This window comes from Olsenella sp. HMSC062G07 (genome assembly GCF_001811895.1).
Classification (GTDB): domain Bacteria; phylum Actinomycetota; class Coriobacteriia; order Coriobacteriales; family Atopobiaceae; genus Olsenella_F; species Olsenella_F massiliensis.
In genome coordinates this window covers 259,165-279,299 of sequence record NZ_KV806944.1, presented here as the reverse complement: position 1 = coordinate 279,299, position 20,135 = coordinate 259,165, and the positions used below count along the sequence as shown (strand labels likewise).

The window sequence follows — 20,135 nt, the reverse complement described above, 5'->3', positions numbered from 1 at the left end:
ACGACGCGCACGGGGCGGCAGGTGCAGGTCCCCGTGCGCGTCAGGCCCCCAGATAGCTTTGGACCTCGCGCACCAGAGAGCGCTCCTCGTCGCTTGAGGGCTCAAGGCGCAGGCCATGGGGCAGGGGCCGCCCCTGTCCATCCACGTGCACGAAGGTCACGAAGCCTCGCGTGACGGGACGCTCCCCCACCCGGGCGCGCGCATGGACGGTCAGGCTCGTGGTCCCCGCGACGAGGGGCACGGCCTCAAAGCGCAGGGTCTCTCCCAGATGGACTGGGGTGACGAAGTCCATATCGTGCAGACGCACGAACACGACGCTGTCGCTGTCGCCCACCGTGTCGACCGCACAGAGGAATGCGGCCTCGACGAACCATTGGGCCATGACGGTCCCAAAGAGCGTGCCATGGTGATTGAGCTCGCCCGTCGCCACGAAGCGATGCGTGACGAGCGGCTGGACCGGCCGAGGCGCCTCCCGTGAGGCGTGCGGGCCGGCGACGTTACGCGAAAGCAGCATGGTCAGGCCTCCTTGATGGCGCCGGGCGCGGTTCGGGCCTGCGCGTTCGGACCGCAGTCGCGGCCCAGGAGCCCCCTGACGACACGGGCCAGCTCCTCCTCGCTTCCCACTCTCAGGTCGGCGGCGCGACGGGACGGCTCCCCGGCCCCACGCCCCCGGTCGAACCAGATGGTCCTCCATCCGGCCGAGGCCGCGCCGTCAACGTCGTTGCGCGCCGCGTCCCCGACGAACCAGGACGTCGAGGGGTCTGTCCCCATGCGGCCCGCCGCCATGTCAAAGATGCGTCGGTCGGGCTTGGCGACGCCCACATCCTCGGAGACCACGATCACCTCGGGAGCAAACCACTGCGTCAGGCCCAGGGTCCGCACCTTGCGCCACTGGTTGTCGCTGTAGCCGTTTGACACGACGCCCAGGCGTGCCCCCGCGTGCGCGAGGTCGTCGAGCAGCCCCCGCATGAGGGGCGTGAGCGAGATGCGACACTGCAGATCGCGGTAGACACGCTGGAACGAGAGGGCCTCCTCGAGCGAGATGCTCATTCCCTGCTCGGCAAAGGCGGACAGCTGGCGATGGGCGAACATGTCATCCATCGCCAGCTCGCCGGCCCTGGCGCGCTCATACGTCTCGTCAAAGTGGCGGAGGTTGGCGGCGAAGAGCTCGCTGGCGGAGACGCCCGGCAGGGGCCCGAAGCAGTCCCGCAACGCCGTGCGATATGGGTCCGCGAGGTCATAGAGGGTGTCGTCGATGTCAAAGGCGATGCCGAGCATGTGCATCCCCTCTCCCTCGCATATGCGACCCCTCAGCGCGGGGGTCTCGTCACCTGGTCCTTGAGAGAACCATACCCCTCCTCGTCCATGCGGTCCAGGGGCACGAAGCGCAGCGAGGCGCTGTTGATGCAGTAGCGCAGCCCGCCTCGCTCTCGCGGGCCGTCATCAAAGACGTGGCCCAGATGACTCTGGCCCAGGCGGCTCAGCACCTCGACCCGACTCATCCCAAAGCTGCCATCCCGCCGCTCGCTCACGGCGTCGTCCGCTATGGCGCGCGCGAAGGCGGGCCAGCCACAGCCGGCGTCAAACTTGTCGGCTGACGAGAAGAGCGGCTCCCCGCTCACCACGTCCACGTAGATGCCTGGCTCAAAGCACCGGTCGTAGGCGCCCGTGAAGGGACGCTCGGTTGCCGCGTGCTGCGTGACCTCAAACTGCAGCGGGGAGAGGCACGCGCGGATGTCCTCGTCACTGGGGCGCCGGTAGCGTCCCGCATCGCCCGCGCTCATACCCCCACCTCCCTCAGGCTCGAGAGGTTGACGTGGCAATAGCCGCCGGGATGCTTCTTGAGGTAGTCCTGGTGATACTCCTCCGCAGGGAAGAACGACGCGAGAGGCGCCAGCTCGGTGACGAGGGGCGCCGTCAGACACTGACGCTCGCGTTCGAAGGCGGCCTCAAGGACGGGCAGGTCGGCGGGGTCCGTATAGTAGACACCCGTGCGATACTGCACCCCGCGGTCGTTGCCCTGGCGATTGCGTGATGTTGGGTCGATGACCTTGAACAGTTGACGCACCAACACGTCAAGGCCCACCTGGCGAGGGTCATAGCTCACGCGCACCGTCTCGACGTGGCCGGAGCCCGCGCAGACGTCCTCGTAGCTCGGGCGCCCCTTCGGCCCGTTGGCGTAGCCGCACTGCGTGGCCGTCACCCCGGGCATGCGCGAGAAGTACTCGTCGATGCCCCAGAAGCAGCCGCCCGCCAGATAGATGTCCCGCGTCGCGCCCATGGACGCCCCCTTCCTCGCCGTCGTCACGTCGGCCGCCGAGGCCGAGGACGCGCTCGTGCTCAAGACCTTATTCCCCGGGCGGCGCAGGCTATTTCGCACAGGGGCGAACCCGAGCCGCGCCGAGCGCCCGCCGCCTGCCCGTGCCCCTCGTCGCCCGGAAAGACCATCTTATAAAATGGGTGGGCCCACAGCGAGAGACTCACAGCGACCCCAGGAGGAGACCATGCTCAAGAGTGGCATCAACGGCTTGTCACAGGCTACGGTCAACGCGCCGGCGAGCGCCCGGGCGATCGGAAGCGGCGAGCTTGACGTCCTCGCCACCCCCAAACTCGCGGCCCTCGTCGAAGAGGCGGCATGGCGCAGCGTGGCGACGGAGCTTGACGAGGGCCAGAGCAGCGTCGGCACCAAGCTCGTCCTCGAGCATCTGGCACCGACGCCCCTGGGCATGACCGTCAGCTGCGCCACGACGCTCATGGCCGTGGAGGGGCGCAGGCTCATGTTTGCCTTTGAGGCCCATGACGACGCAGGCCTCGTGGCGCGCGGCACACACGAGCGCGTCATCGTGGACGCCGAGCGCTTCTTGGCCAAGGCCGCCGGTCGCGCGGACGCCTAGTCGCCTGCCCTTGCCGGTCGCACGGCGCAGAGGTCCGTCGCGGCGCCCATGACCATCTCGCTCAGCGTGGGATGCGGATGAATCGTCCGCGCGAGCTCGTCCACCGAGAGGCCCAGGCGCACGGCGAGGGTGAGCTCCGCCACCAGGTCGGTCGCCCTGGGGCACACGAGCTGGGCGCCCACGAGGCGGCGAGAGGAGCGCTCGACGCAGAGCCTCACATAGCCGGGTCCGCCTCCCGCGATCGCACAGCGCGCGTTGCCGCCCGTGGGCCGCTTGGAGCTGACGACGTCCAGTCCCCGCGCCCGCGCCGTGGCCACGTCGAGGCCGACGCTCGCCACCTCGGGCGAGAGGTACACGCACGCGGGCACCGTCCCCTCGTCCACGACGGGCGGCTGCCCGCAGATGGCGGCTGCGACGTTGCGTCCCTGGGCCTGCGCGACATGAGCGAGCTGGGGCGTCCCCACCCGCACGTCGCCCAGCGCCCACAGATGGGGCAGGCTCGTGCGCCCGTCCCCGTCGCAGACCAGCCAGCCCCGTTCGAGCCGCGGCGCGACGGACGGGGCGAAGATCTCGCCCGTCGCCGGGCGTCGCCCGGTGGCGACGAGAATCACCGCCGCGCGGCAGAGCTGCTCGCTGTCGCTCCGGTCCGTGAAGGCCAGCTCCATGGAGCCGGGGGCTCCCGCCATGGCGGACACCCGCGCCTTGACGTGGACAATGACGCCCTGACGCTTGAGCTGGGCGGCGACGCGCTGCGAGACCTCGCGGTCGAAGGTCGGCAGCACCCGGTCGAGCGCCTCGACGACGGTCACCGACCGCCCCGTCAGCGAGAACGCATGGGCCATCTCGACGCCGATGACGCCGCCTCCCACGATCGCGATCGAGGAGGCGCTCGCGGCGGCGCCCGCCAGGACGTCGTCGGAGCTGAGCACGCCGGGCAGCATGGCGCCCGGCACGGGGAGGGTCTGGGGCACGCAGCCCGTGGCGATCACGACGTCGCGCGCCCTCAGCAGCTCGCCGCCTGACGCCACGGTGCCGCCGTCATCGTCTGCGGCGACGACCCGTGCCGGGCTATGATCGAGCACCTGCACCCCATTGTCGGCGAGAAGCCGTGCGACGCCCGCGCGGAGCGTGCCCACGACCTCGGCGGCGCGCTCGTGGGCACGTCTAGCGTCAAAGCGCACGCCCTCGCAGATCACGGTCCCGTCCGTCCCTCCGCGCGCGGCCGCGAACGCCTGTGCGGCGTCTATGAGCGCCTTGGTGGGGACGCAGCCCCGATTGAGGCAGGTGCCCCCCAGCTCGTCTCGCTCCAGCAGCAGGACGGATTTTCCCCTGCGTGCAAGGTCGAGGGCGGCGGTGTAGCCTCCCGGCCCCCCGCCGATGACGATGACGTCCACACGCTCCCGTCCCATGGGTATCATCCCTTCGTCGCGACCGTCCTTCTCATGCGTTTTGGGCGCCGTTTTGGCACCGCTCGCCGGCAGCCGTCTGGCAGGCGAGGACCACGAGATCACGCGCCAGGGGCTCATGCGCGCCGGCGGCGCCCGTCAGGCGCGCCTTGAGCGCGCGCGCTTCGAGCGCGCAGCCCCTGAGAGCGGGGGGCACCCGCTCGAGCACGTCGGCGTCAAGCCCGTCGGACCAGAGCTCGCAGGCGGTGATGCACCCGTCACGCAGCTCCAGGCCCATGAGCGCCGTTCCCCACCCAAAGCGCCTGGCACCGCTCAGCGGCAGCCGCGGACGTCGGAGGCGGCCCTCCGTCTTGAAGAGCCAGGCGTCGTCGGCAAGGCGACGGCGCCGGCGCTCGAGCTCGGCGACGGAGAGGGCGTCGGGGGCCAGGGATGTCACGGGCCATCCGTAGACCTCCCCGAACGCCTCGACGAGCGCGTCTTCGAGGGCGCTTGTCGTGAGACCGCCCGCCAGCTCGCGCAGGTTGACAACGCGGGAGCGAACGGACGCGACGCCCTTGGCGGCAAGCTTGAGCGGCGAGGGGCGCAGGTAGCGGACGAGCGGGACGGGGTCCACGTCCACCATGAGCGTGCCGTGATGGTAGCTCACACCCGTGGCGCAGCTTCCCCCGCTGTGGTAGAAGGCGTTCCCGGAAAACTTTCGGCCGCAGGCGACGAGGTCGTTGCGACCGGAGCGCTCGGCACTGACGCCCACGGCGCGAACCGCACGCAAGATGACCTCGCTCTGTCGCGCCACGTCAAAGTCCTCCGTGGGAACAAGAAAGGTGAAGTTGAGATTGCCAAGGTCGTGATAGACGGCGCCGCCGCCCGAGAGGCGACGGGCCAGATGCCCGCCGTCCGCCTCGAGCGCCTCCACGTCACACTCGTCATGAGCGCTCTGGTTGCGACCGATCACCACGGTGCGCTCGTTCTGCCACAGATAGAGAATGCACTGGCCCCTCCGCACGCGACGCAGGAGCAGCTCCTCGCGGGCGAGGTTGAGGTAGGGATCGGTGTCACTCGTCACCAGGCAGGCAAGCTGGCCGATCATGCCCGAGTCTTTTCTGGGCGTGACGGCGACGCCTCGTGGCGCAGCAGGGGATGGCGGGCGGCCGTCACCTCGTCAGGCCTGCCGACGAAGCATCCAAAGGGGGCCTCGTGGAGCCGCCCGCCCGGCTCCTGGGCCTCCCGGGCGATGTCCAGAAGCACGTCGGCGACATGATCCAGGCTCTTCTTGTCCTCCGTCTCGGTGGGCTCCACCATGAGCGCCTCGTGAACGATGAGGGGAAAGTACATGGTGGGCGGATGGATGCCAAAGTCCAGGAGGCGCTTGGCCACGTCCATCGCCGTGACGCCCGTGCGCTCCTTGAGCGGGGCGAGGCTCATCACGAACTCGTGCATGCAACGCTGACCAAAGGGCAGGTCAAAGGCGGCCGAGAGCCGCTTCGCGAGGTAGTTGGCATTGAGGACGGCCTGCGCGGAGGCCTCGCAGACGCCCTCGGCCCCCAGGCGCTTGAGGTAGGTGAGCGCCCTCACACAGGTGAGGAAGTTGCCGTAGAAGCTGCGCACCCTTCCCACGCTCTTCGCCGGGGTGGCAAGCCCAAGGCGCACGCTGCCGTCTTGTGCCGTCTGCTCCCGCACCACGGGCCCCGGGAGAAACTCGGCGAGGAACTCCTTGCAGAGCACCGGGCCCGACCCGGGCCCTCCGCCGCCGTGCGGGGTCGAAAAGGTCTTATGCAGGTTCACATGCATGCAGTCAAACCCCATGTCGCCCGGACGGACCTGTCCCATGATGGCGTTGAGGTTGGCGCCGTCGTAATAGCAGAAGGCGCCCGCGTCATGGACCAGGCGGCAGATCTCGACGATGTTGGGGTCAAAGAGGCCCAGGGTGTTGGGGTTGGTGAGCATGAGCGCCGCCGTGTCGGGGCCAAGGGCGGCGCGCAGCTCATCGAGCTTGACCCCTCCCTCCGCGGTCGAGCCGACGCTCACCACGGCAAAGCCCGCCATCGTCGCCGAGGCCGGGTTGGTGCCGTGGGCGGAGTCGGGCACGATGACCTTGGTCCTGCCCGCCTGGCCGCGCGCCGCGAGACAGGCCCGGATGAGCAGGAGGCCCGTGTACTCGCCCTGCGCGCCGGCGGCCGGCTGGAAGGTGGCACGGTCCATCCCGCAGATCCGCGTCAGAAGGGTCTCGAGCTCGTGCAGGACGGCGAGCGCGCCCTGGACGCTACTCAGGGGCTGCAGGGGATGCAGGTCGGCGAAGCCGGGCAGGGCGGCAACCCTCTCGTTGACGCTGGGGTTGTACTTCATCGTGCAGGAACCCAGCGGATAGGGGCCGTCGTTGACCCCATGGGCATGGCGGGCGAGCTTGGAGTAGTGCCTGCTGAGGTCGACCTCGCTCAGCTCGGGAAGGCGCGGGGGCCGCTTGCGCAGCAGCTCCTCACCAAAGTCGACGGCAGGCACGTCCGGCGGCGGCACGAGGTCACAGCCGCGTCCGGGGACGCTCCGCTCGAACAGGAGCTCCATGGCCTTTGCCGCCTGCGGCTCCTCGCGCTCGACCGCCTTGGTCGCGGTCGGGTCCTTCTCGGTCATCGGGACGCCACCTCCCTGAGGACGCGCACGAGCGCGTCGATGTCACCCTTGGCATTCAGCTCGGTGCAGCACCACAGCAGCCCCTCGCCTCCCGCAGGCAGCCGCACGGGCAGGCCGCCGAGGATGCCCCTGTCCGCGAGCAGCCCCTCGAGCTCCGTCGGCGGCAGGGGGCTCGTGGTCACGAACTCATGGAAGAAGGGGCGCTCGCCCACTCGCGTGAAGCCGGTGAGGCCGGCGAGGCGCTCCGCGAGGTAATGCGCGTGGGCGGCGCAGCCCTGAGCCACCCGTGCCAGGCCTTCCGGCCCCAAAGACGCAAGGTACGCGGAGGCGCGCAGGGCGCAGAGCGCCTCGTTCGAGCAGATGTTCGACGAGGCCTTCTCGCGACGTATGTGCTGCTCGCGAGCTTGTAGCGTCAGCACGAAGGCGCGACGTCCCCGCGCGTCCGTCGTCTGGCCCACGATGCGCCCCGGCAGCTTGCGCATGAGCTTGCCCGTGGCGGCCATGATGCCCAGATACGGACCTCCAAAGCCCAGCGGAAGACCCAGGGGCTGGCCCTCCCCCACGGCCACGTCGCAGCCCAGCTCGCCGGGCGAGCGCAGGATGCCCAGAGCGATGGGGTTGAAGCCCATCACCATCTTGGCCCCCGCGTCGTGGGCGAGCCCGACCAGCTCGTCCATGTCCTCGATGACGCCGTAATAGTTGGGGCTCTGCACGTAGAGCGCGGCGGTGTCGGCGCCGAGGGCGCGGCGTAGCGCCTCGACGTCGCTCGAGAGGTCGGCAAGGGGCGCCACCACCTCCACGCGCACGCCCCTGCTCGCGCAGTAGCTGCGCACGACATCGACGACCTGGGGGTCGGTCGTCCCGGAGAGAACGACGGACGTCCGCGTGCGCCCCACGCACATGAGCAGGGCCTCGGCCGCCGCAGAGGCGCCGTCATACACGGAGGCGTTGGACACGTCCATGCCCGTAAGCTCGCAGACCTGCGTCTGGTACTCAAAGATGGACTGCAGCACGCCCTGGCTGATCTCGGCCTGATAGGGCGTGTAGGTGGTGACGAGCGACTCCTTTGAGCTGACGGCATCGACGATGGAGGGAATGTAGTGACGATAGGCGCCGGCACCCCTGAAGACCTGGTCAAAGCGCCGATTCCTCTTAGAAAGCCCCGTCATGTCCCGTAGCGCCTCAAGCTCGCAGACGCCCCGGGGCAGGTCAATCTCGGTGCGGGGCACCTCGGGGGGTATTGACGAAAAGAGCTCGTCAACGGAGGAGATGCCCAGATAGTCGAGCATCTCCTTTCGCTCGCCGCGCGTGACGGGGACGTAGCCTGCCATGCCTACTCCTTCGCCGTCGCGCAGTAGCTGTCGTAGGATGCGGCGTCCATGAGACCGTCGACGTCGCACACGTCGCTCACGCGGCAGATCCAGGCGCCGTAGGGGTCCTCGTTGATGGCCCCGGGGTCGTCGGCAAGCCCCTCGTTGACCATGACGACGCGGCCCGAGACGGGGGCAAAGACGTCGGAGACGGCCTTGACCGACTCCACGTCGCAGAAGGGCGTGCCGGCCACCAGCTCGTCTCCCTCCTGGGGCAGGTTGATGAAGACGATGTCGCCGAGCCTTCGCTGGGCGAAGTCCGTGAGGCCGATGGCATGGGTGCCGTCGCCCTCGTCCCTGAGCCACTCGTGCGAGCTGACGTAGCGCAGGTCCTGGGGTGTCTGTGCCATGATGAGAGGTCCTTTCTGCGTGTGATGCCGTCCTCACGCCCGTCACGCGTCGTGGCGGGCGTCGTTGGTGCTAACGCTAGTCCCGGTGATAGAAGGGCAGGGTCACGACCTCACAGGCGAGGCGCCTGCCGCGAACGTCCACCTCCACCGCGTCGCCCGGCCTGACGACGCCCCGCCTCACCAGGGCCATGGCGACGGCCTGCCGAAGATGCGGCGCAAAGGTGCCCGACGTGGTGCGACCGATGCGTCGGTCGCCCAAGAAGACGTCCTGACCCTCGCGCGCGATGCCGCGGCCCGTCACGCGCAGACCCACGCGCTCGCGAGCGGGCGTGCCGGCGGCGATGAGCGCCTCGCGACCGATGAACTCCTCCTTGTCCAGCTTGACGGCAAACGAGAGCCCCGCCTCGAGAGGAGAGACGTCCTCGTCTATCTCGTGGCCGTACAGGGGCATGCCCGCCTCAAGGCGCAGGGTGTCACGGGCGCCCAGGCCGCAGGGAACGAGGCCTCGGTCCCTGCCCGCGACGCGCAGCGCCTCCCACAGCCGGGAGGCCTGGCACGCCTCGGCGTAGATCTCATAGCCAAGCTCGCCCGTGTAACCGGACCGGGACACCAGGCAGTCAACGCCGGCGAGGCGCACGTGACGACAAAACGAGTAATAGCGCCCGGGCAGCTGGGAGACGTCGGCGACGTCCGCCATGACCTCCCGGGACAGGGGACCCTGCAGGGCAAGCTGGCAGACGTCGTCCGAGAGGTCGCGCACCTCCGTGTTCGCAAGGACGTTCGCGCGGACGTGGGCGAGGTCCTTGGCCCGGTTGGCGGCGTTGACGACCAGGAGGTACTCATCCGGTCCCAGGCAGTGGACGATGAGGTCGTCCACGCAGCCGCCCCGCTCGTTCATGAGGACGCCGTAGCGCATGCGTCCGGGCCGCAGGCTCGTGCAGTCGCTGGAGACAAGGTGGTTGACGCTGGCAAGGGACCCTGGGCCGCTCAGCAGCAGCTCGCCCATGTGCGACACGTCAAAGAGCCCGCAGGCCGCGCGCACGGCCTCGTGCTCGGCGAGGATGCCGTCGGGATACTGCACGGGGAGAAGGTACCCCGCGAAGGGCACGATGCTGCCGCCCTCCCTCACGTGGGTCTCGTACAGGGGCGTCTTCAGGTCCATGGGCAGCCTTCCAAAGCGGGCGAGCGGTATGGGCGCCTGGCGTCCCGAGGGCCGCCCTGGCGTCCATGCTCCCGTCTTTGACCTGAAAGATTCTCTCGCGCGCGCCGCGAGGGCCACGCCGGGATTGCTTCTTCGGTGTCGGTGCCTTTCCGGGTTCTCGTCGAGGATCGGTCCTTTTGCCTGAGAGTTTCTGCCTCCCCTTCGGCCTCGTCCGCGCAACCGACCGCGCGACGACCTCTCCCGACCCCGTCATCCGAGCTATGCGCTTGTGCGTCCATGCTAGCAAGTCGGCCGGCCCCAGGGCGCCGGATTGCCGACGTGGCGGGCGAACGGCAGGCGCGCGCGGCAGGACGCAAGGGGGCGCGTCCCGGGACGCGCCCCCTCGAGCTGCGACCATGTGCGCGACTAGCGCGTGAGGCTCTCCCCCGTCGCGCGGTCGAACACATGAAGGGCGCCGGGCGCGCACCTGAAGCTCAGGGGGGTTCCCGGAAGGTAGCTGGCGCCTCCCAGGTCCACGGTCGGAACGACGAGGACGAAGGGGCCCAGCTCCGTCGTGGCGTGGACGTGAACGGTCGATCCCATGAGCTCAGTGACCTCGACGAAGCCCGAGAGGGCCCCCGCCTCGCCACTCTTGCTGATGACGAGCTGCTCAGGACGGACGCCCACCGTGACGTCCTGGCCGTCGGCGCCGCCGTTGCCCTCGATGCGGCTCGCCACGTCGGCGGGCACCACGGCGTCGTACCCAGGGGCGGCGAGCGAGACCCTCCCCGCCTTGACCGAGAGCGTGGCATCGAAGAAGTTCATCTGCGGCACGCCGATGAAGCCGGCCACGAAGATGTTCTGGGGCCGATCGAAGACCTCCTGGGGTGTCCCCACCTGCTGCACGACGCCGTCCTTCATGATGACGATGCGGTCGCCCAGGGTCATGGCCTCCGTCTGGTCGTGCGTCACGTAGATGAAGGTCGTGTTGATGCTCTGCCGCAGCTTTATGAGCTCGGCGCGCATCTGGTTGCGCAGCTTCGCGTCAAGGTTCGAGAGGGGCTCGTCCATGAGCAGCACCTTGGGGTTGCGCACGATGGCACGCCCGATGGCGACGCGTTGGCGCTGCCCGCCCGAGAGCGCCTTCGGCTTGCGGTGGAGATACTCGGTGATTCCCAGGATCTGCGCCGCCTCGCGCACCTTCTCGTCGATCTCGCTCGCGGGGAGCTTGCGCAGCTTGAGGGGAAACGCCAGGTTGTCGTAGACGGACATGTGGGGGTAGAGCGCGTAGCTCTGGAAGACCATGGCGATGTCGCGGTCCTTGGCGGGGACGTCGTTCATGGGCCTGCCGTCGATGGAGAGCTCGCCTCCCGAGATCTCCTCGAGTCCCGCGACCATCCTGAGCGTGGTCGATTTGCCGCAGCCCGACGGACCCACGAGCACGACGAACTCTCGATCGGCGATGTCGAGGTTGAAGTCATCGACGGCGACGACGCCCTCGTCGGTGACCTTGAGGTTGGTGGCCAATCGGCCCTTGCCCTTGCGCGCCTTGCTGCCGCGCTCGGCGTTGGGATAGACCTTCTGAATGTGCCTGAGAGTTACCTCTGCCATGGTTCGCTCCTTATCGTCCGTACATCCGGGTCATGGTGGCCAGGCGGTCCGCGAGCTCGTCGGTGAGCTGGTCCGCGCGGAGGCGCCAGCGCCAGTTGACGCCGAGCGTGCCCGGCGTGTTCGTCCTGGTCTCGCTGCCGAGTCCCAGGAGGTCCTGCATCTGCGCCACGAAGAGGTCGGCGACGCTGCCCATGCCGCCGCGGATGACGCCCCAGTTGAAGCCCTCGTTCGGTCCGATGCCCAGGTAGTCGACGGCCTTCTGCACGTCTGCGGGGTCGGCCTCGTCGCGCCATCCCATGATGGGCGCGTTATCGTGGGTGCCTACATAGCAGACGCTGTTGCGCTCGTAGCGATGGGGCAGGTAGTCGCTCTCGTCGCGGGCGTCAAACGCCATCTCGAGGAGCTTCATGCCAGGCAGCCCGGAGTCCGCCAGCAGCTGCTCCACCTGACGAGACGGATAGCCCAGGTCCTCGGCGATGAAGCTGACCTCGGGGTACGCCTGGATGAGCCTGCCGACGAGCGCCATCCCCGGCCCCTTTTCCCACGTGCCTCCACGCGCGGTGGCCGCGCCGGCCGGCACGCGCCAGTAGCTCTCGAACCCACGGAAGTGGTCTATGCGCACGACGTCAAAGAGGCGCGCCGCGCCGCCCATCCGCCGCACCCACCACGCAAAGCCGTCCTGAGCCATGGCCTTGTAGTCGTAAAGGGGGTTTCCCCAGAGCTGGCCCTCGGCGTTGAAGTAGTCGGGCGGCACGCCGGCGACGGCGACGGGCCGCTTGTCCTTATCCAGCTGGAAGACCTCGGGAGAGGCCCACACGTCGGCGGAGTCGAGGGCGACGTACACGGGGACGTCGCCGATGATGCCCACGCCGCGCACCTGGGCGTAGGCGCGCAGCGCCTGCCACTGCGCGAGGAACAGCCACTGGAGCCAGCAGTGGAACGCGACGTCGTCCTCGAGCCGCTCGCGCCAGCGGTCGAGCTCCCCCTCGTCGCGCAGGCGCAGCGCCTCGTTGGGCCACTGTGTCCAGGAGACCATGCCAAAGTGTCGCTTGAGGGCCATGAAGAGCGCGTAGTCTGCCAGCCAGGATGCGTTCGCGCGCGCGAACGCATCCACCTCTCGCACGTCCTCGCCTCGGGAGCGCTCGAAGGCGGTCCTGAGCAGGGGCAGTCTGCGCTCGTACAGGGCGGCGTAGTCCACGCTCGACGCGTCGGCGCCCCATCTTACGGCCTCGACCTCGCGCCTTTTCAGCACGCCGCGGACGACGAGCTCGTCGAGGTCGATGAAGTACGGGTTGCCGGCAAAGCTCGAGGGGCTCTGGTAGGGGGAGTCGCCAAAGCTCGTGGGTCCCACGGGCAGAAGCTGCCACCAGCTCTGACCCGCACGGGCGAGAAAGTCGACGAACTCGCGCGCCTCCCTTCCGCAGGACCCGATGCCATACGGCGAGGGCAGGGAGGACAGGGGGAGCAGCACCCCACTCGACCGTCTCATGCCTACCCCTTCACAGCCCCGGCGGCGACGCCCTTGATGATGTACTTCTGCGCGCAGAGGTAGAAGACGACGACGGGGATGATGGCCAGCAGCACGAGGGCCATGGTCGCGCCGAGATCAACGGTGCCATAGCTGCCCTTGAGGTACTGGATGTGGATGGGAATCGTACGGTAGGTGTTGATGTCGAGCACGAGGTACGGTAGGAGATAGTCGTTCCACACCCACATGATCTCGAGGATGCCCACCGAGATGAGCGTGGGCCTGAGCATGGGCAGGACGACGAGGAAGAAGGTGCGCAGGGGGCCGCAACCGTCGATCGCCGCCGCCTCCTCGATCTCGAGCGGGATGGACTTCACGAAGCCCACGAACATGAAGATGGCAAGGCCCGCGCCAAAGCCCAGGTAGACGATGGGAATGGTGATCGGCGTGTTGAGCCTGAGCATGTCCGCCGTCTTCGAGAGCGTGAACATGACCATCTGGAACGGCACGACCATCGAGAAGATGCACAGGAAGTAGACGACCTTGCAGAACAGCGAGTCGACGCGCGCGATGTACCAGGCCGCCATCGAGCAGAACAGCAGGATGAGGGCGGTGGAGGCGATGGTGATGAGCGAGCTGTAGGCGATGCACTTCCAGAACGGGTAGTTGCCGAAGGTCATGCCCGTGACGAAGTTGGAGAGCCCCGCGAAGCTTTCCGCGGTGGGAAGGGCGAAGGTCTCGGTCTTCACGTAGGTGTTGAGCTTGAACGCGTTGACGATGACGGAGATCACGGGAAGCACCCAGATGACGCACACGACGGCCAACAGCGCGGAGAGGAGCCGCTGCGTGCGCCTCTCCCCCTTGAGCGCGGTGGAGTTTGAACCTGCCATCACTGCTGCACCTCCCTCTTGCGGGTGTAGGCGAGCTGCGCCAGGCCCAGTCCCGCCACGAGCAGGAAGAAGACGACCGCCTTGGCCTGGGCAGTGCCGCGGCTCGCGGCACCCGACGTGTAGAACGTGTTGAAGATGTTGAGCGCCAGCATCTCGGTGGACTTGAAGGGCTGCCCGCCCGTGAGCGCCAGGTTCTGGTCAAAGAGCTTGAATCCGTTGGTGAGCGAGAGGAACGTGCAGATCGTAATCGAGGGCATCACGTTGGGGATGATGACCTTGAAGAGCGTCTGCAGGTTCGATGCGCCGTCGATGCGGGCCGCCTCGATCATGTCCTCGGAAACGGCCTGGATGCCGGCGATGTAGATGATCATCATGTAGCCGATCTGCTGCCAGCACATGAGAATGATCAGGCCCCAGAACCCGAGGGTCGTGTCAAGCAGGATGGACGTCCCGTACGCCTGGAGGATGCCGTCGAAGATCATCGACCAGATGTAGCCCAGAACGATGCCGCCGATGAGGTTGGGCATGAAGAACACCGTGCGAAAGAGGTTGGACCCCCTCACCGACTGCGTCAGCACGTAGGCGACGGCGAACGCGACGACGTTGATGAGCACCAGGCTGATGAGGGCCGTCGCCGCCGTGTACCAGAACGAGTACTGGAAGCTCGGGTCCGCCAGCGCGGAGGCATAGTTGGAGAGGCCGATGAGCTTGGCGTTGCTCGTGGTCTTGAAGCTGCAGAACGAGAGGTAGATTCCCTGCAGGAACGGCCACACGAACCCAATGGAGAAGGCCGCGACGACGGGGCCCATGAAGAGCCAGCTCCAGCGTCGGGTGGCACGAACGCGCGAGGTCTCCCTCCTTGGCTTGGTGCTCATGTCATCACTTCCTCGGCGCGCGGGGGCCAGGAGCACCCTCCCAACCCCCGCCGCGACTGTCATGCGCGTCGGACGCGCGGGACCCTAGGCGTTGGCGGCCTTGTACTGCGTCGCCCACCCATCGACGATGGCGGTCTTGACGCCCTCCCAGCTGGCGTCGGAGGGAGCGGCGTTGTAGGCGTTGAGCGCGGAGACGAGGTTCGCACGGTACTGCTCGACATTGGGCGTGTAGTTGAAGTCCCAGTCGAGGTTGTAGTTGCCGGCGTCCGCGTAGCTCTGGGCGTTCGCGAGATACACGTTCGCGCTGGCGGGGGCGTTCTTGTAGGGAAGGATGCCCAGGCCGTCCACCATGGCCTGCGCGGCGTCGGCGTCGGAGACGAGCCAGACCATGAAGTCCATGGTCGCCTTCTTGTCCTCGTCGGAGGCGTTGTCGTTGATGGCCCAGCAGTTCTCGGTGCCGCAGTTGAGGCCGGCCTTCTCCTCGCCCTGGACGCCGCAGTAGTACGGGATGCAGGCCGTGTTCGTGACCTTGTCCTTGACGTCGGCATAACCGAACGAGCCCGTGAGGAAGAACGCGGCCTTGCCGCTCGTGAACTGCGTCAGGGGGTCATGACCGCCCGTCGCGAGCGCGCTGGGCTCCACGGTGCCGTTGTTGATGGCGAGGTCGTAGAGCTTCCGGTAGTTGGGGACGTAGGTACCCTTGATGGTGGCGGGGGCCTCCTCCCAGCCGCCGTCGTCGCGCGCCTCGTAGAAGAACATGAGGTTCGTGAGATGGCCGGTCACGCGCCAGCTCGAGGAGTCGTCCATGTCGGTGGCGACGAAGGCGTCGAAGCCGTTCTCGGCCGCCTTGGCGTGCAGGTCCTCGACGACCGCCTTGAGCGAGGCGAAGTCCTTGATCTCATCCAGCTTGTGACCGGCCTTCTCGATGAGGTCGGTGTTGACGGCGATGCCGAAGCACTCATAGCAGTACGGGATGGAGACGAGCTTGCCCGCGTCATCGGAGAGGTTGTAGTCCTCGGTGCTCAGGAGCTTGGCGATGTCGCTGTCCTTGAGGTCCATCGCGAAGTCGCCCCACTCCTTGACCCCGGCGGTGTTGCCGATGACGAAGAGCGTGGGGGCGTCGGACTTGTCCATCTCGGAGGTCAGGGTCTGCTCATACGTGCCCGCCGCCGCCGTCGTGACCTTCACCTTGACGTTGGGGTACTTCTCCATATAGGTCCCGGCAAGCTTCTGCAGGGTGGCATCAAGCTCGGGCTTGAAGTTGAGCCAGTACACGTTGCCCGCACGGTCTGACCCTGAGGTTGATCCGCCCGAGCTCGAGGTTCCCGAGCTGCAGGCGGCAAGCCCCGCGGCAACGGCCAGGCCGGCGCCGCCCACAAACGACCTCCTCGAAAGCTTCCATCCGTTGACGCTCATTGTCGCTCCTCTCGTCGTGCCCTTCTTGTCCTGTCGATATGCTTCTCACGCATCCCGTTGATGCGGAATCGCCTGCCTGCCCCCTGCACACCCTGAAGGCGCGTCATCAGCCGTCCCGGGCCGAGCTCGCCCTGACCGGGCCGATGGAGCCGCCCGCGCGCAGGTCGGCCGTGAGGATGCGATGTCCCGCCGCCTCCCTGCCCTCGATCTGGTCCACGAGCACGCTCACCGCCCACGCGCCCAGCTCCTCCTTGGGCTGGACGAGCGTCGTCAGCGTGGGAATGGTGTAGATTGACGACTCGATGCCGTCGATGCCGATGACCGACACGTCGGCGGGGACCCTGAGGCCCCGGTCTGCGAGAGCCTTGATGGCGGCCATCGCCATGGCGTCCGAGACCGAGAACACCGCCGTCACGTCCGGGCGGGCCTCGAGGAGACCGCTCACGGCCCGGTAGGCGTCGGCCATGGAGAACGAGGAGACCTCGCACACGAGCGCGGGGTCAACGGAGACGCCGACGGAGGCCAGGGCGTTCGCGTAGCCCTGATAGCGCAGCTCGCTGATGGACTGGTCCGTGGGCGAGCCCAGAAGAATGGCGACCTTGCGATGACCGAGCTCGGTGAGGAGGCGCACGGCGCGCATCGCCTCAGTCACGTCGTCGATGGAGACTGAGGAGTAGGCTATCTCGTCCAGATGTCCAAACTGGTTGGTGTAGGTGCAGCAGACGAAGGGCAGGCGGATGAGCGCCTGTTCGCGCCTGCCGTAGTCAAAGTGGCCGCCAAGGAAGATGAGTCCCTTGACGCGCTTCGCGTTGGCGAACTCCGCGCCAAGGGCGACCTCGTCGTCCTGCTCGCTGATGAAGTGGGTGAGCATCGTATAGTCCCGCTCGCGGCAGGCGTGCTCGATGGCGAGGATGATGGGGGCGTAGAAGGGGTTGCCCATGCCGCGGACCACCACGCCCACACAATCCTCCTGGGGACGCACCAGGTCCTGCGCCGTCCGGTTGGGAACGTACCCAAGACGCTCGACCGCGTCGAGCACCCTCTCGCGCACGGCCTGCGAGACGTCGGGATGGTCGTTCATGACGCGCGAGACCGTGCTGATTGACACGCCGCAGTACGCCGCGACATCCTTGATCGTCATGCCCTCCCCCTCTCAGCTCAGCGCGAACATGTGCTGAAAACGATTCTGGCAACGTTCCCGGAAACGTTTCCAATTCCTTATCCGCAGTATACGAACAAGCCGTCACGGTCCCGTCGAGACAGGCGTCCGCTTTCCGCGAGCGTGCGCTTTTCGGGCGCGAACGTGCGATGGGACGGGTTTCTCGCGTTCGAGGGCGAAAACGCCGCCGAGCGTGACGCGTGACTTTCGGCGTGTGGTTCCTTGAGGGTCGCGGCGTCGGTGACGGCTCCATGAACCGTTCATGGTAGGCTAGGGAGCGCCAGACCTGACCAAGCGCACCATGGAGTGACATGACTGACGACGAAATGCGACCCCAGCATCCCAAAGGGTCCTTCCAGCAGGGAAGCAGGTTCAGCAGGCACGGCGCGGGCGCTCCCGCAAACGTTCCTTTGGTTCGACGCCAACGTCAGGCAGAGGCGCAGGCCGCCCCCCACGCGCGCGGCGAGGCGGACGGCTCGCCGTACAGCGACCCCGCCCGCTACGTTGGGGCCAACCGCAGCAGGCACGAGGCGCGAAGCGCCGCCAAGAGCGTCCGACGGGGCGTCGAGGCGCGCTTGGGCGACGCGGGCGAGCGGAAGATGGTGCATAGGCCTGCGAGGGGCGCACAGGCCGCGCAGCGCGTTGGCGCGGCGGCCGGCAAGCCGTCCCGGAAACGGCGTCCAGGGCGCATCGTCCTGCTCGTCCTGTTGGGGCTGATGGCGGCGGCGATCGTCGCCTATGTCGTGCTGCTCTCCCCCATCGACCGCAAGATCGCCTTAGGGGACGAAGACAGCCGGGCGCTTTCGGGGATGCTCTCGCCGAGCACGCCCGTGACGCCCTACTATGCGCTGCTTCTGGGCTCTGACCGCCGCGAGGACGGCGACTCCTCCCGCACCGACACCATCATGGTCGCCCGCGTCGACCCCATCGCCAACAAGGTCACGCTCGTGTCCGTGCCCCGTGACACCAAGGTCGAAGTCCCCGGTCACGGCACCCAGAAGATCAACGCCGCCTACGCGTTTGGGGGCGTCTCGGGCGAAGTCGCCGCCGTGGAGGACCTGTTGGGCATCCGGGTGAGCCAGGTGGCGGTCATTGACTTCGACGGCCTGTCCTCGCTCATCGACGCCATCGGCGGCGTGACGGTCAACGTGCCCGTGGACGTCAACGACCCCGACTATACCGGCCTGGTGCTCCCTGCGGGCACCCACGAGATGGACGGTGCCACCGCGACGCTGTTCTCACGCGTCCGCCATGGCTTTGCCCTGGGCGACTATCAGCGTCAGGCGGACCAGCGCCTGCTCATGCAGGCAATCGTGCAGAAGCTGCGCGCCAACCCCACGCTCATGCCCGCCGCGGCGAACGCGCTGGGAGGCACCCTCTCGACGACCTATCACTGCTATGACCTCATACCCCTGCTGCTGCGCATGTCGCTCCAGTCGCCCACGATCTGGTCGGCGAGCATTCCGTCATCCACGGCCGTCATCGGTAGCGTGAGCTACGTGATAGCCGACGAGGACGCGACGATGGCGCTGATGGCCACCGTCGATGCGGGAGGCGACCCCTCGACCGTGGCGAACGGGCTGCAGGAGGGGGCCGGCACGAGCGCCGGCTCGCGGGCGCCTCGACGCAAGGGATAGCGCGACGGGGACTCGCCAGGCCAGGGGTGGCCCGTCAGGCGCAGGCGCGGGGTGGCTGGACGCGGGCGGCGGCCGCCAGGCACGGACGGGCGCCGCTACCTCGTGGCGCGGATGTCTCGTGGCGCGAATGCCTCGTGACGCGAGAATGAGGACTCCCCTTGCGCGCAGGCTCGCGTCAGGGCGTCACGGTCCATAGGACGCGCCCGCCGCACGGCCACGGCCGGCCCTCGTCCCAGGAGACGGCCATGACCTGCCCCTTTGGGAAGGGCCCGCTCGCCTGGGCCAGGCGAGCGGCAAGGTCCCTCATGAAGGGCACGTGCCCCACCGCCACGAGCGTCTGAGCGGGACACGCCTCCAGCTCGTCGAGAAACGCGCGGTCATCCTGATCGTAGAGGCAAGGTATCTGGCGTATGTCGGCACGGTCGACGCCGAGGGCGTCGGCGACGACCTCGGCGGTCTGCAGCGCACGCACGGCGGGGCTTGACCAGAGCTCAAGACCCGCCACCCCACGCAGGGGCGCGAACGCCCGAGGATACGTCTTTTGCAGCGTCTCAAGACCGCCCGGCGTCAGCCGGCGGCTTCGGTCGCCTTCGGGACCCCGCCGCTCGGCGTCCCCATGGCGTACCAACACCAGCGTTTGGACCATGGTGCCTCCCATCATGGACATGCCCGCGAACTTGACGTGCGCACATCGTACCAGGTACGCCCCGACGCAGGCCGGCGGACGCGGAGGTCGTCGGCAACCGATGACGGCCGCTCAGCCATGCCCCGCCTAGCCGTTGCGCACCAACAGGTCGTTGACGCCGGCGACGCGCAACATGGGTGGAGGCCGCAGCGCGCGACGCGCGGGCCGTCTTCTGGGCCTGAGGGCGGCGACCTGCCGCACCTATACGTTTGAGGGCCGCGGCGGCGGGCGTCTATAGGTTTGAGGGCAGCATCGTGCCACACCTATTCGTTTGAGAGCCGCGACGAGTCGCACCTATACGTTTGAGGGCGGCGACACCGCGCACCTATAGGTTTGAGAGGCCGGAGGAGACAGACCTATAGGTTTGAGGAATCGTCGCGGCGTTTGCCCAGGTAGGAATTCTCCTTTTTCCTCAAGCCTATAGCTCTGCACGGGAGAGGCCCTCAAACCTATAGGAATCCGCGCGTGCCGCCCTCAAACCTATTGGAATCCGCGCGCGGGACTCTCAAACCTATTGGAATCCGCGCGTGGCGTCCGCGAGCCTATGGGAACCTATAGGAACCCACGCGCGGCACCCGCTAACCTATGGGGATGCCCCCAGCGCCAGG

Annotated in this window: 19 protein-coding genes and 1 riboswitch; of the genes, 2 read left to right on the top strand and 17 right to left on the bottom strand. The window is 67.9% G+C overall.

Annotated features, from left to right (window positions below; all coding sequences use genetic code 11):
• Positions 1–40 precede the first annotated feature (40 nt).
• Genes HMPREF2826_RS08980 through msrA form a run of 4 tightly spaced genes read right to left on the bottom strand, consistent with a single transcriptional unit; the run spans position 41 to position 2,344 of the window.
• On the bottom strand, positions 41–514 hold the full coding sequence (locus tag HMPREF2826_RS08980) for an acyl-CoA thioesterase (RefSeq protein WP_168163961.1): 474 nt from the start codon (positions 512–514) through the stop codon (positions 41–43).
• A gap of 2 nt (positions 515–516) precedes the next feature.
• Positions 517–1,278 carry an HAD family hydrolase gene (locus tag HMPREF2826_RS01980; protein ID WP_168163960.1) on the bottom strand — a complete coding sequence of 254 codons (762 nt, stop codon included), beginning with the start codon at positions 1,276–1,278 and terminating at the stop codon, positions 517–519.
• Between the two features lie 32 nt (positions 1,279–1,310).
• The gene (gene msrB / locus HMPREF2826_RS09545) at positions 1,311–1,784 is read right to left on the bottom strand and encodes a peptide-methionine (R)-S-oxide reductase MsrB (RefSeq protein WP_210388951.1); all 474 of its coding nucleotides are present in this window, start codon (positions 1,782–1,784) and stop codon (positions 1,311–1,313) included.
• Positions 1,781–2,344, bottom strand: a complete 564-nt coding sequence (msrA, locus tag HMPREF2826_RS09540) for a peptide-methionine (S)-S-oxide reductase MsrA (protein ID WP_246824644.1) — start codon at positions 2,342–2,344, stop codon at positions 1,781–1,783. Before msrA ends, msrB begins: the two co-directional genes overlap by 4 nt.
• Positions 2,345–2,504: 160 nt before the next feature.
• Here msrA and HMPREF2826_RS01970 point away from each other — a divergent pair, with 160 nt between their 5' ends.
• Positions 2,505–2,894: a thioesterase family protein gene (locus HMPREF2826_RS01970; protein WP_070638735.1), complete on the top strand. Its 390-nt coding sequence runs from the start codon at positions 2,505–2,507 to the stop codon at positions 2,892–2,894.
• Here the strand turns inward: HMPREF2826_RS01970 and HMPREF2826_RS01965 are convergent.
• The 12 genes from HMPREF2826_RS01965 to HMPREF2826_RS01910 form a co-directional block, all read right to left on the bottom strand.
• Positions 2,891–4,303: a dihydrolipoyl dehydrogenase family protein gene (locus tag HMPREF2826_RS01965; protein ID WP_070638733.1), complete on the bottom strand. Its 1,413-nt coding sequence runs from the start codon at positions 4,301–4,303 to the stop codon at positions 2,891–2,893. The two genes, HMPREF2826_RS01970 and HMPREF2826_RS01965, sit on opposite strands and share 4 nt — an antisense overlap.
• Positions 4,304–4,334: 31 nt before the next feature.
• Complete coding sequence (locus tag HMPREF2826_RS01960; RefSeq protein WP_070638731.1) at positions 4,335–5,387, bottom strand: lipoate--protein ligase; 1,053 nt, start codon at positions 5,385–5,387, stop codon at positions 4,335–4,337.
• The gene (gene gcvPB, locus HMPREF2826_RS01955; RefSeq protein ID WP_210388950.1) at positions 5,384–6,925 is read right to left on the bottom strand and encodes an aminomethyl-transferring glycine dehydrogenase subunit GcvPB; all 1,542 of its coding nucleotides are present in this window, start codon (positions 6,923–6,925) and stop codon (positions 5,384–5,386) included. Before gcvPB ends, HMPREF2826_RS01960 begins: the two co-directional genes overlap by 4 nt.
• Positions 6,922–8,256: an aminomethyl-transferring glycine dehydrogenase subunit GcvPA gene (gene gcvPA / locus HMPREF2826_RS01950; protein ID WP_070638729.1), complete on the bottom strand. Its 1,335-nt coding sequence runs from the start codon at positions 8,254–8,256 to the stop codon at positions 6,922–6,924. Before gcvPA ends, gcvPB begins: the two co-directional genes overlap by 4 nt.
• A 2-nt stretch (positions 8,257–8,258) precedes the next feature.
• Positions 8,259–8,645, bottom strand: coding sequence for a glycine cleavage system protein GcvH (gene gcvH / locus HMPREF2826_RS01945; protein WP_070638727.1), 387 nt, complete (start codon positions 8,643–8,645; stop codon positions 8,259–8,261).
• Positions 8,646–8,721: 76 nt separating this feature from the next.
• On the bottom strand, positions 8,722–9,807 hold the full coding sequence (gene gcvT / locus HMPREF2826_RS01940) for a glycine cleavage system aminomethyltransferase GcvT (RefSeq protein WP_070638725.1): 1,086 nt from the start codon (positions 9,805–9,807) through the stop codon (positions 8,722–8,724).
• Between the two features lie 158 nt (positions 9,808–9,965).
• Positions 9,966–10,060, bottom strand: a riboswitch (glycine riboswitch).
• Positions 10,061–10,212: 152 nt separating this feature from the next.
• Positions 10,213–11,397 (bottom strand): ABC transporter ATP-binding protein, encoded by a 1,185-nt coding sequence (locus tag HMPREF2826_RS01935; RefSeq protein ID WP_070638723.1) that lies wholly within the window; start codon positions 11,395–11,397, stop codon positions 10,213–10,215.
• A 10-nt stretch (positions 11,398–11,407) separates the two neighbouring features.
• Positions 11,408–12,886 (bottom strand): 4-alpha-glucanotransferase, encoded by a 1,479-nt coding sequence (malQ, locus tag HMPREF2826_RS01930; RefSeq protein WP_070638721.1) that lies wholly within the window; start codon positions 12,884–12,886, stop codon positions 11,408–11,410.
• A 2-nt stretch (positions 12,887–12,888) separates the two neighbouring features.
• Positions 12,889–13,755 (bottom strand): carbohydrate ABC transporter permease, encoded by an 867-nt coding sequence (locus tag HMPREF2826_RS01925; RefSeq protein ID WP_083307176.1) that lies wholly within the window; start codon positions 13,753–13,755, stop codon positions 12,889–12,891.
• A complete protein-coding gene (locus tag HMPREF2826_RS01920; RefSeq protein ID WP_070638719.1) occupies positions 13,755–14,630 on the bottom strand; it encodes a carbohydrate ABC transporter permease in 876 nt (291 codons plus the stop codon). The genes HMPREF2826_RS01925 and HMPREF2826_RS01920 overlap by 1 nt, the downstream gene beginning before the upstream one ends.
• Positions 14,631–14,714: 84 nt before the next feature.
• Positions 14,715–16,046 carry an ABC transporter substrate-binding protein gene (locus HMPREF2826_RS01915; protein ID WP_070638717.1) on the bottom strand — a complete coding sequence of 444 codons (1,332 nt, stop codon included), beginning with the start codon at positions 16,044–16,046 and terminating at the stop codon, positions 14,715–14,717.
• Positions 16,047–16,152: 106 nt separating this feature from the next.
• Entirely contained in the window at positions 16,153–17,187 is a 1,035-nt protein-coding gene (locus tag HMPREF2826_RS01910) for a LacI family DNA-binding transcriptional regulator (RefSeq protein ID WP_070638715.1), read from the bottom strand.
• Positions 17,188–17,516: 329 nt separating this feature from the next.
• Between HMPREF2826_RS01910 and HMPREF2826_RS01905 the strand changes: the two genes are divergently transcribed.
• A complete protein-coding gene (locus HMPREF2826_RS01905) occupies positions 17,517–18,842 on the top strand; it encodes an LCP family protein (RefSeq protein ID WP_083307175.1) in 1,326 nt (441 codons plus the stop codon).
• 175 nt (positions 18,843–19,017) lie between these two features.
• Here HMPREF2826_RS01905 and HMPREF2826_RS01900 read toward each other — a convergent pair whose 3' ends face one another.
• Entirely contained in the window at positions 19,018–19,488 is a 471-nt protein-coding gene (locus HMPREF2826_RS01900) for a SixA phosphatase family protein (RefSeq protein WP_070638712.1), read from the bottom strand.
• Positions 19,489–20,135 lie beyond the last annotated feature (647 nt).

What these genes read in the sequence shown, in the direction of transcription:
- HMPREF2826_RS08980 (WP_168163961.1), bottom strand. Translation starts at nt 514, where the DNA reads ATGCTGCTTTCGCGTAACGTCGCCGGCCCGCACGCCTCACGGGAGGCG.
- HMPREF2826_RS01980 (WP_168163960.1), bottom strand. Translation starts at nt 1,278, where the DNA reads ATGCTCGGCATCGCCTTTGACATCGACGACACCCTCTATGACCTCGCG.
- msrB (WP_210388951.1), bottom strand. Translation starts at nt 1,784, where the DNA reads ATGAGCGCGGGCGATGCGGGACGCTACCGGCGCCCCAGTGACGAGGAC.
- HMPREF2826_RS01970 (WP_070638735.1), top strand. Translation starts at nt 2,505, where the DNA reads ATGCTCAAGAGTGGCATCAACGGCTTGTCACAGGCTACGGTCAACGCG.
- HMPREF2826_RS01965 (WP_070638733.1), bottom strand. Translation starts at nt 4,303, where the DNA reads ATGGGACGGGAGCGTGTGGACGTCATCGTCATCGGCGGGGGGCCGGGA.
- HMPREF2826_RS01960 (WP_070638731.1), bottom strand. Translation starts at nt 5,387, where the DNA reads ATGATCGGCCAGCTTGCCTGCCTGGTGACGAGTGACACCGATCCCTAC.
- gcvPB (WP_210388950.1), bottom strand. Translation starts at nt 6,925, where the DNA reads ATGACCGAGAAGGACCCGACCGCGACCAAGGCGGTCGAGCGCGAGGAG.
- gcvPA (WP_070638729.1), bottom strand. Translation starts at nt 8,256, where the DNA reads ATGGCAGGCTACGTCCCCGTCACGCGCGGCGAGCGAAAGGAGATGCTC.
- gcvH (WP_070638727.1), bottom strand. Translation starts at nt 8,645, where the DNA reads ATGGCACAGACACCCCAGGACCTGCGCTACGTCAGCTCGCACGAGTGG.
- gcvT (WP_070638725.1), bottom strand. Translation starts at nt 9,807, where the DNA reads ATGGACCTGAAGACGCCCCTGTACGAGACCCACGTGAGGGAGGGCGGC.
- HMPREF2826_RS01935 (WP_070638723.1), bottom strand. Translation starts at nt 11,397, where the DNA reads ATGGCAGAGGTAACTCTCAGGCACATTCAGAAGGTCTATCCCAACGCC.
- malQ (WP_070638721.1), bottom strand. Translation starts at nt 12,886, where the DNA reads ATGAGACGGTCGAGTGGGGTGCTGCTCCCCCTGTCCTCCCTGCCCTCG.
- HMPREF2826_RS01925 (WP_083307176.1), bottom strand. Translation starts at nt 13,755, where the DNA reads ATGGCAGGTTCAAACTCCACCGCGCTCAAGGGGGAGAGGCGCACGCAG.
- HMPREF2826_RS01920 (WP_070638719.1), bottom strand. Translation starts at nt 14,630, where the DNA reads ATGAGCACCAAGCCAAGGAGGGAGACCTCGCGCGTTCGTGCCACCCGA.
- HMPREF2826_RS01915 (WP_070638717.1), bottom strand. Translation starts at nt 16,046, where the DNA reads ATGAGCGTCAACGGATGGAAGCTTTCGAGGAGGTCGTTTGTGGGCGGC.
- HMPREF2826_RS01910 (WP_070638715.1), bottom strand. Translation starts at nt 17,187, where the DNA reads ATGACGATCAAGGATGTCGCGGCGTACTGCGGCGTGTCAATCAGCACG.
- HMPREF2826_RS01905 (WP_083307175.1), top strand. Translation starts at nt 17,517, where the DNA reads ATGACTGACGACGAAATGCGACCCCAGCATCCCAAAGGGTCCTTCCAG.
- HMPREF2826_RS01900 (WP_070638712.1), bottom strand. Translation starts at nt 19,488, where the DNA reads ATGGTCCAAACGCTGGTGTTGGTACGCCATGGGGACGCCGAGCGGCGG.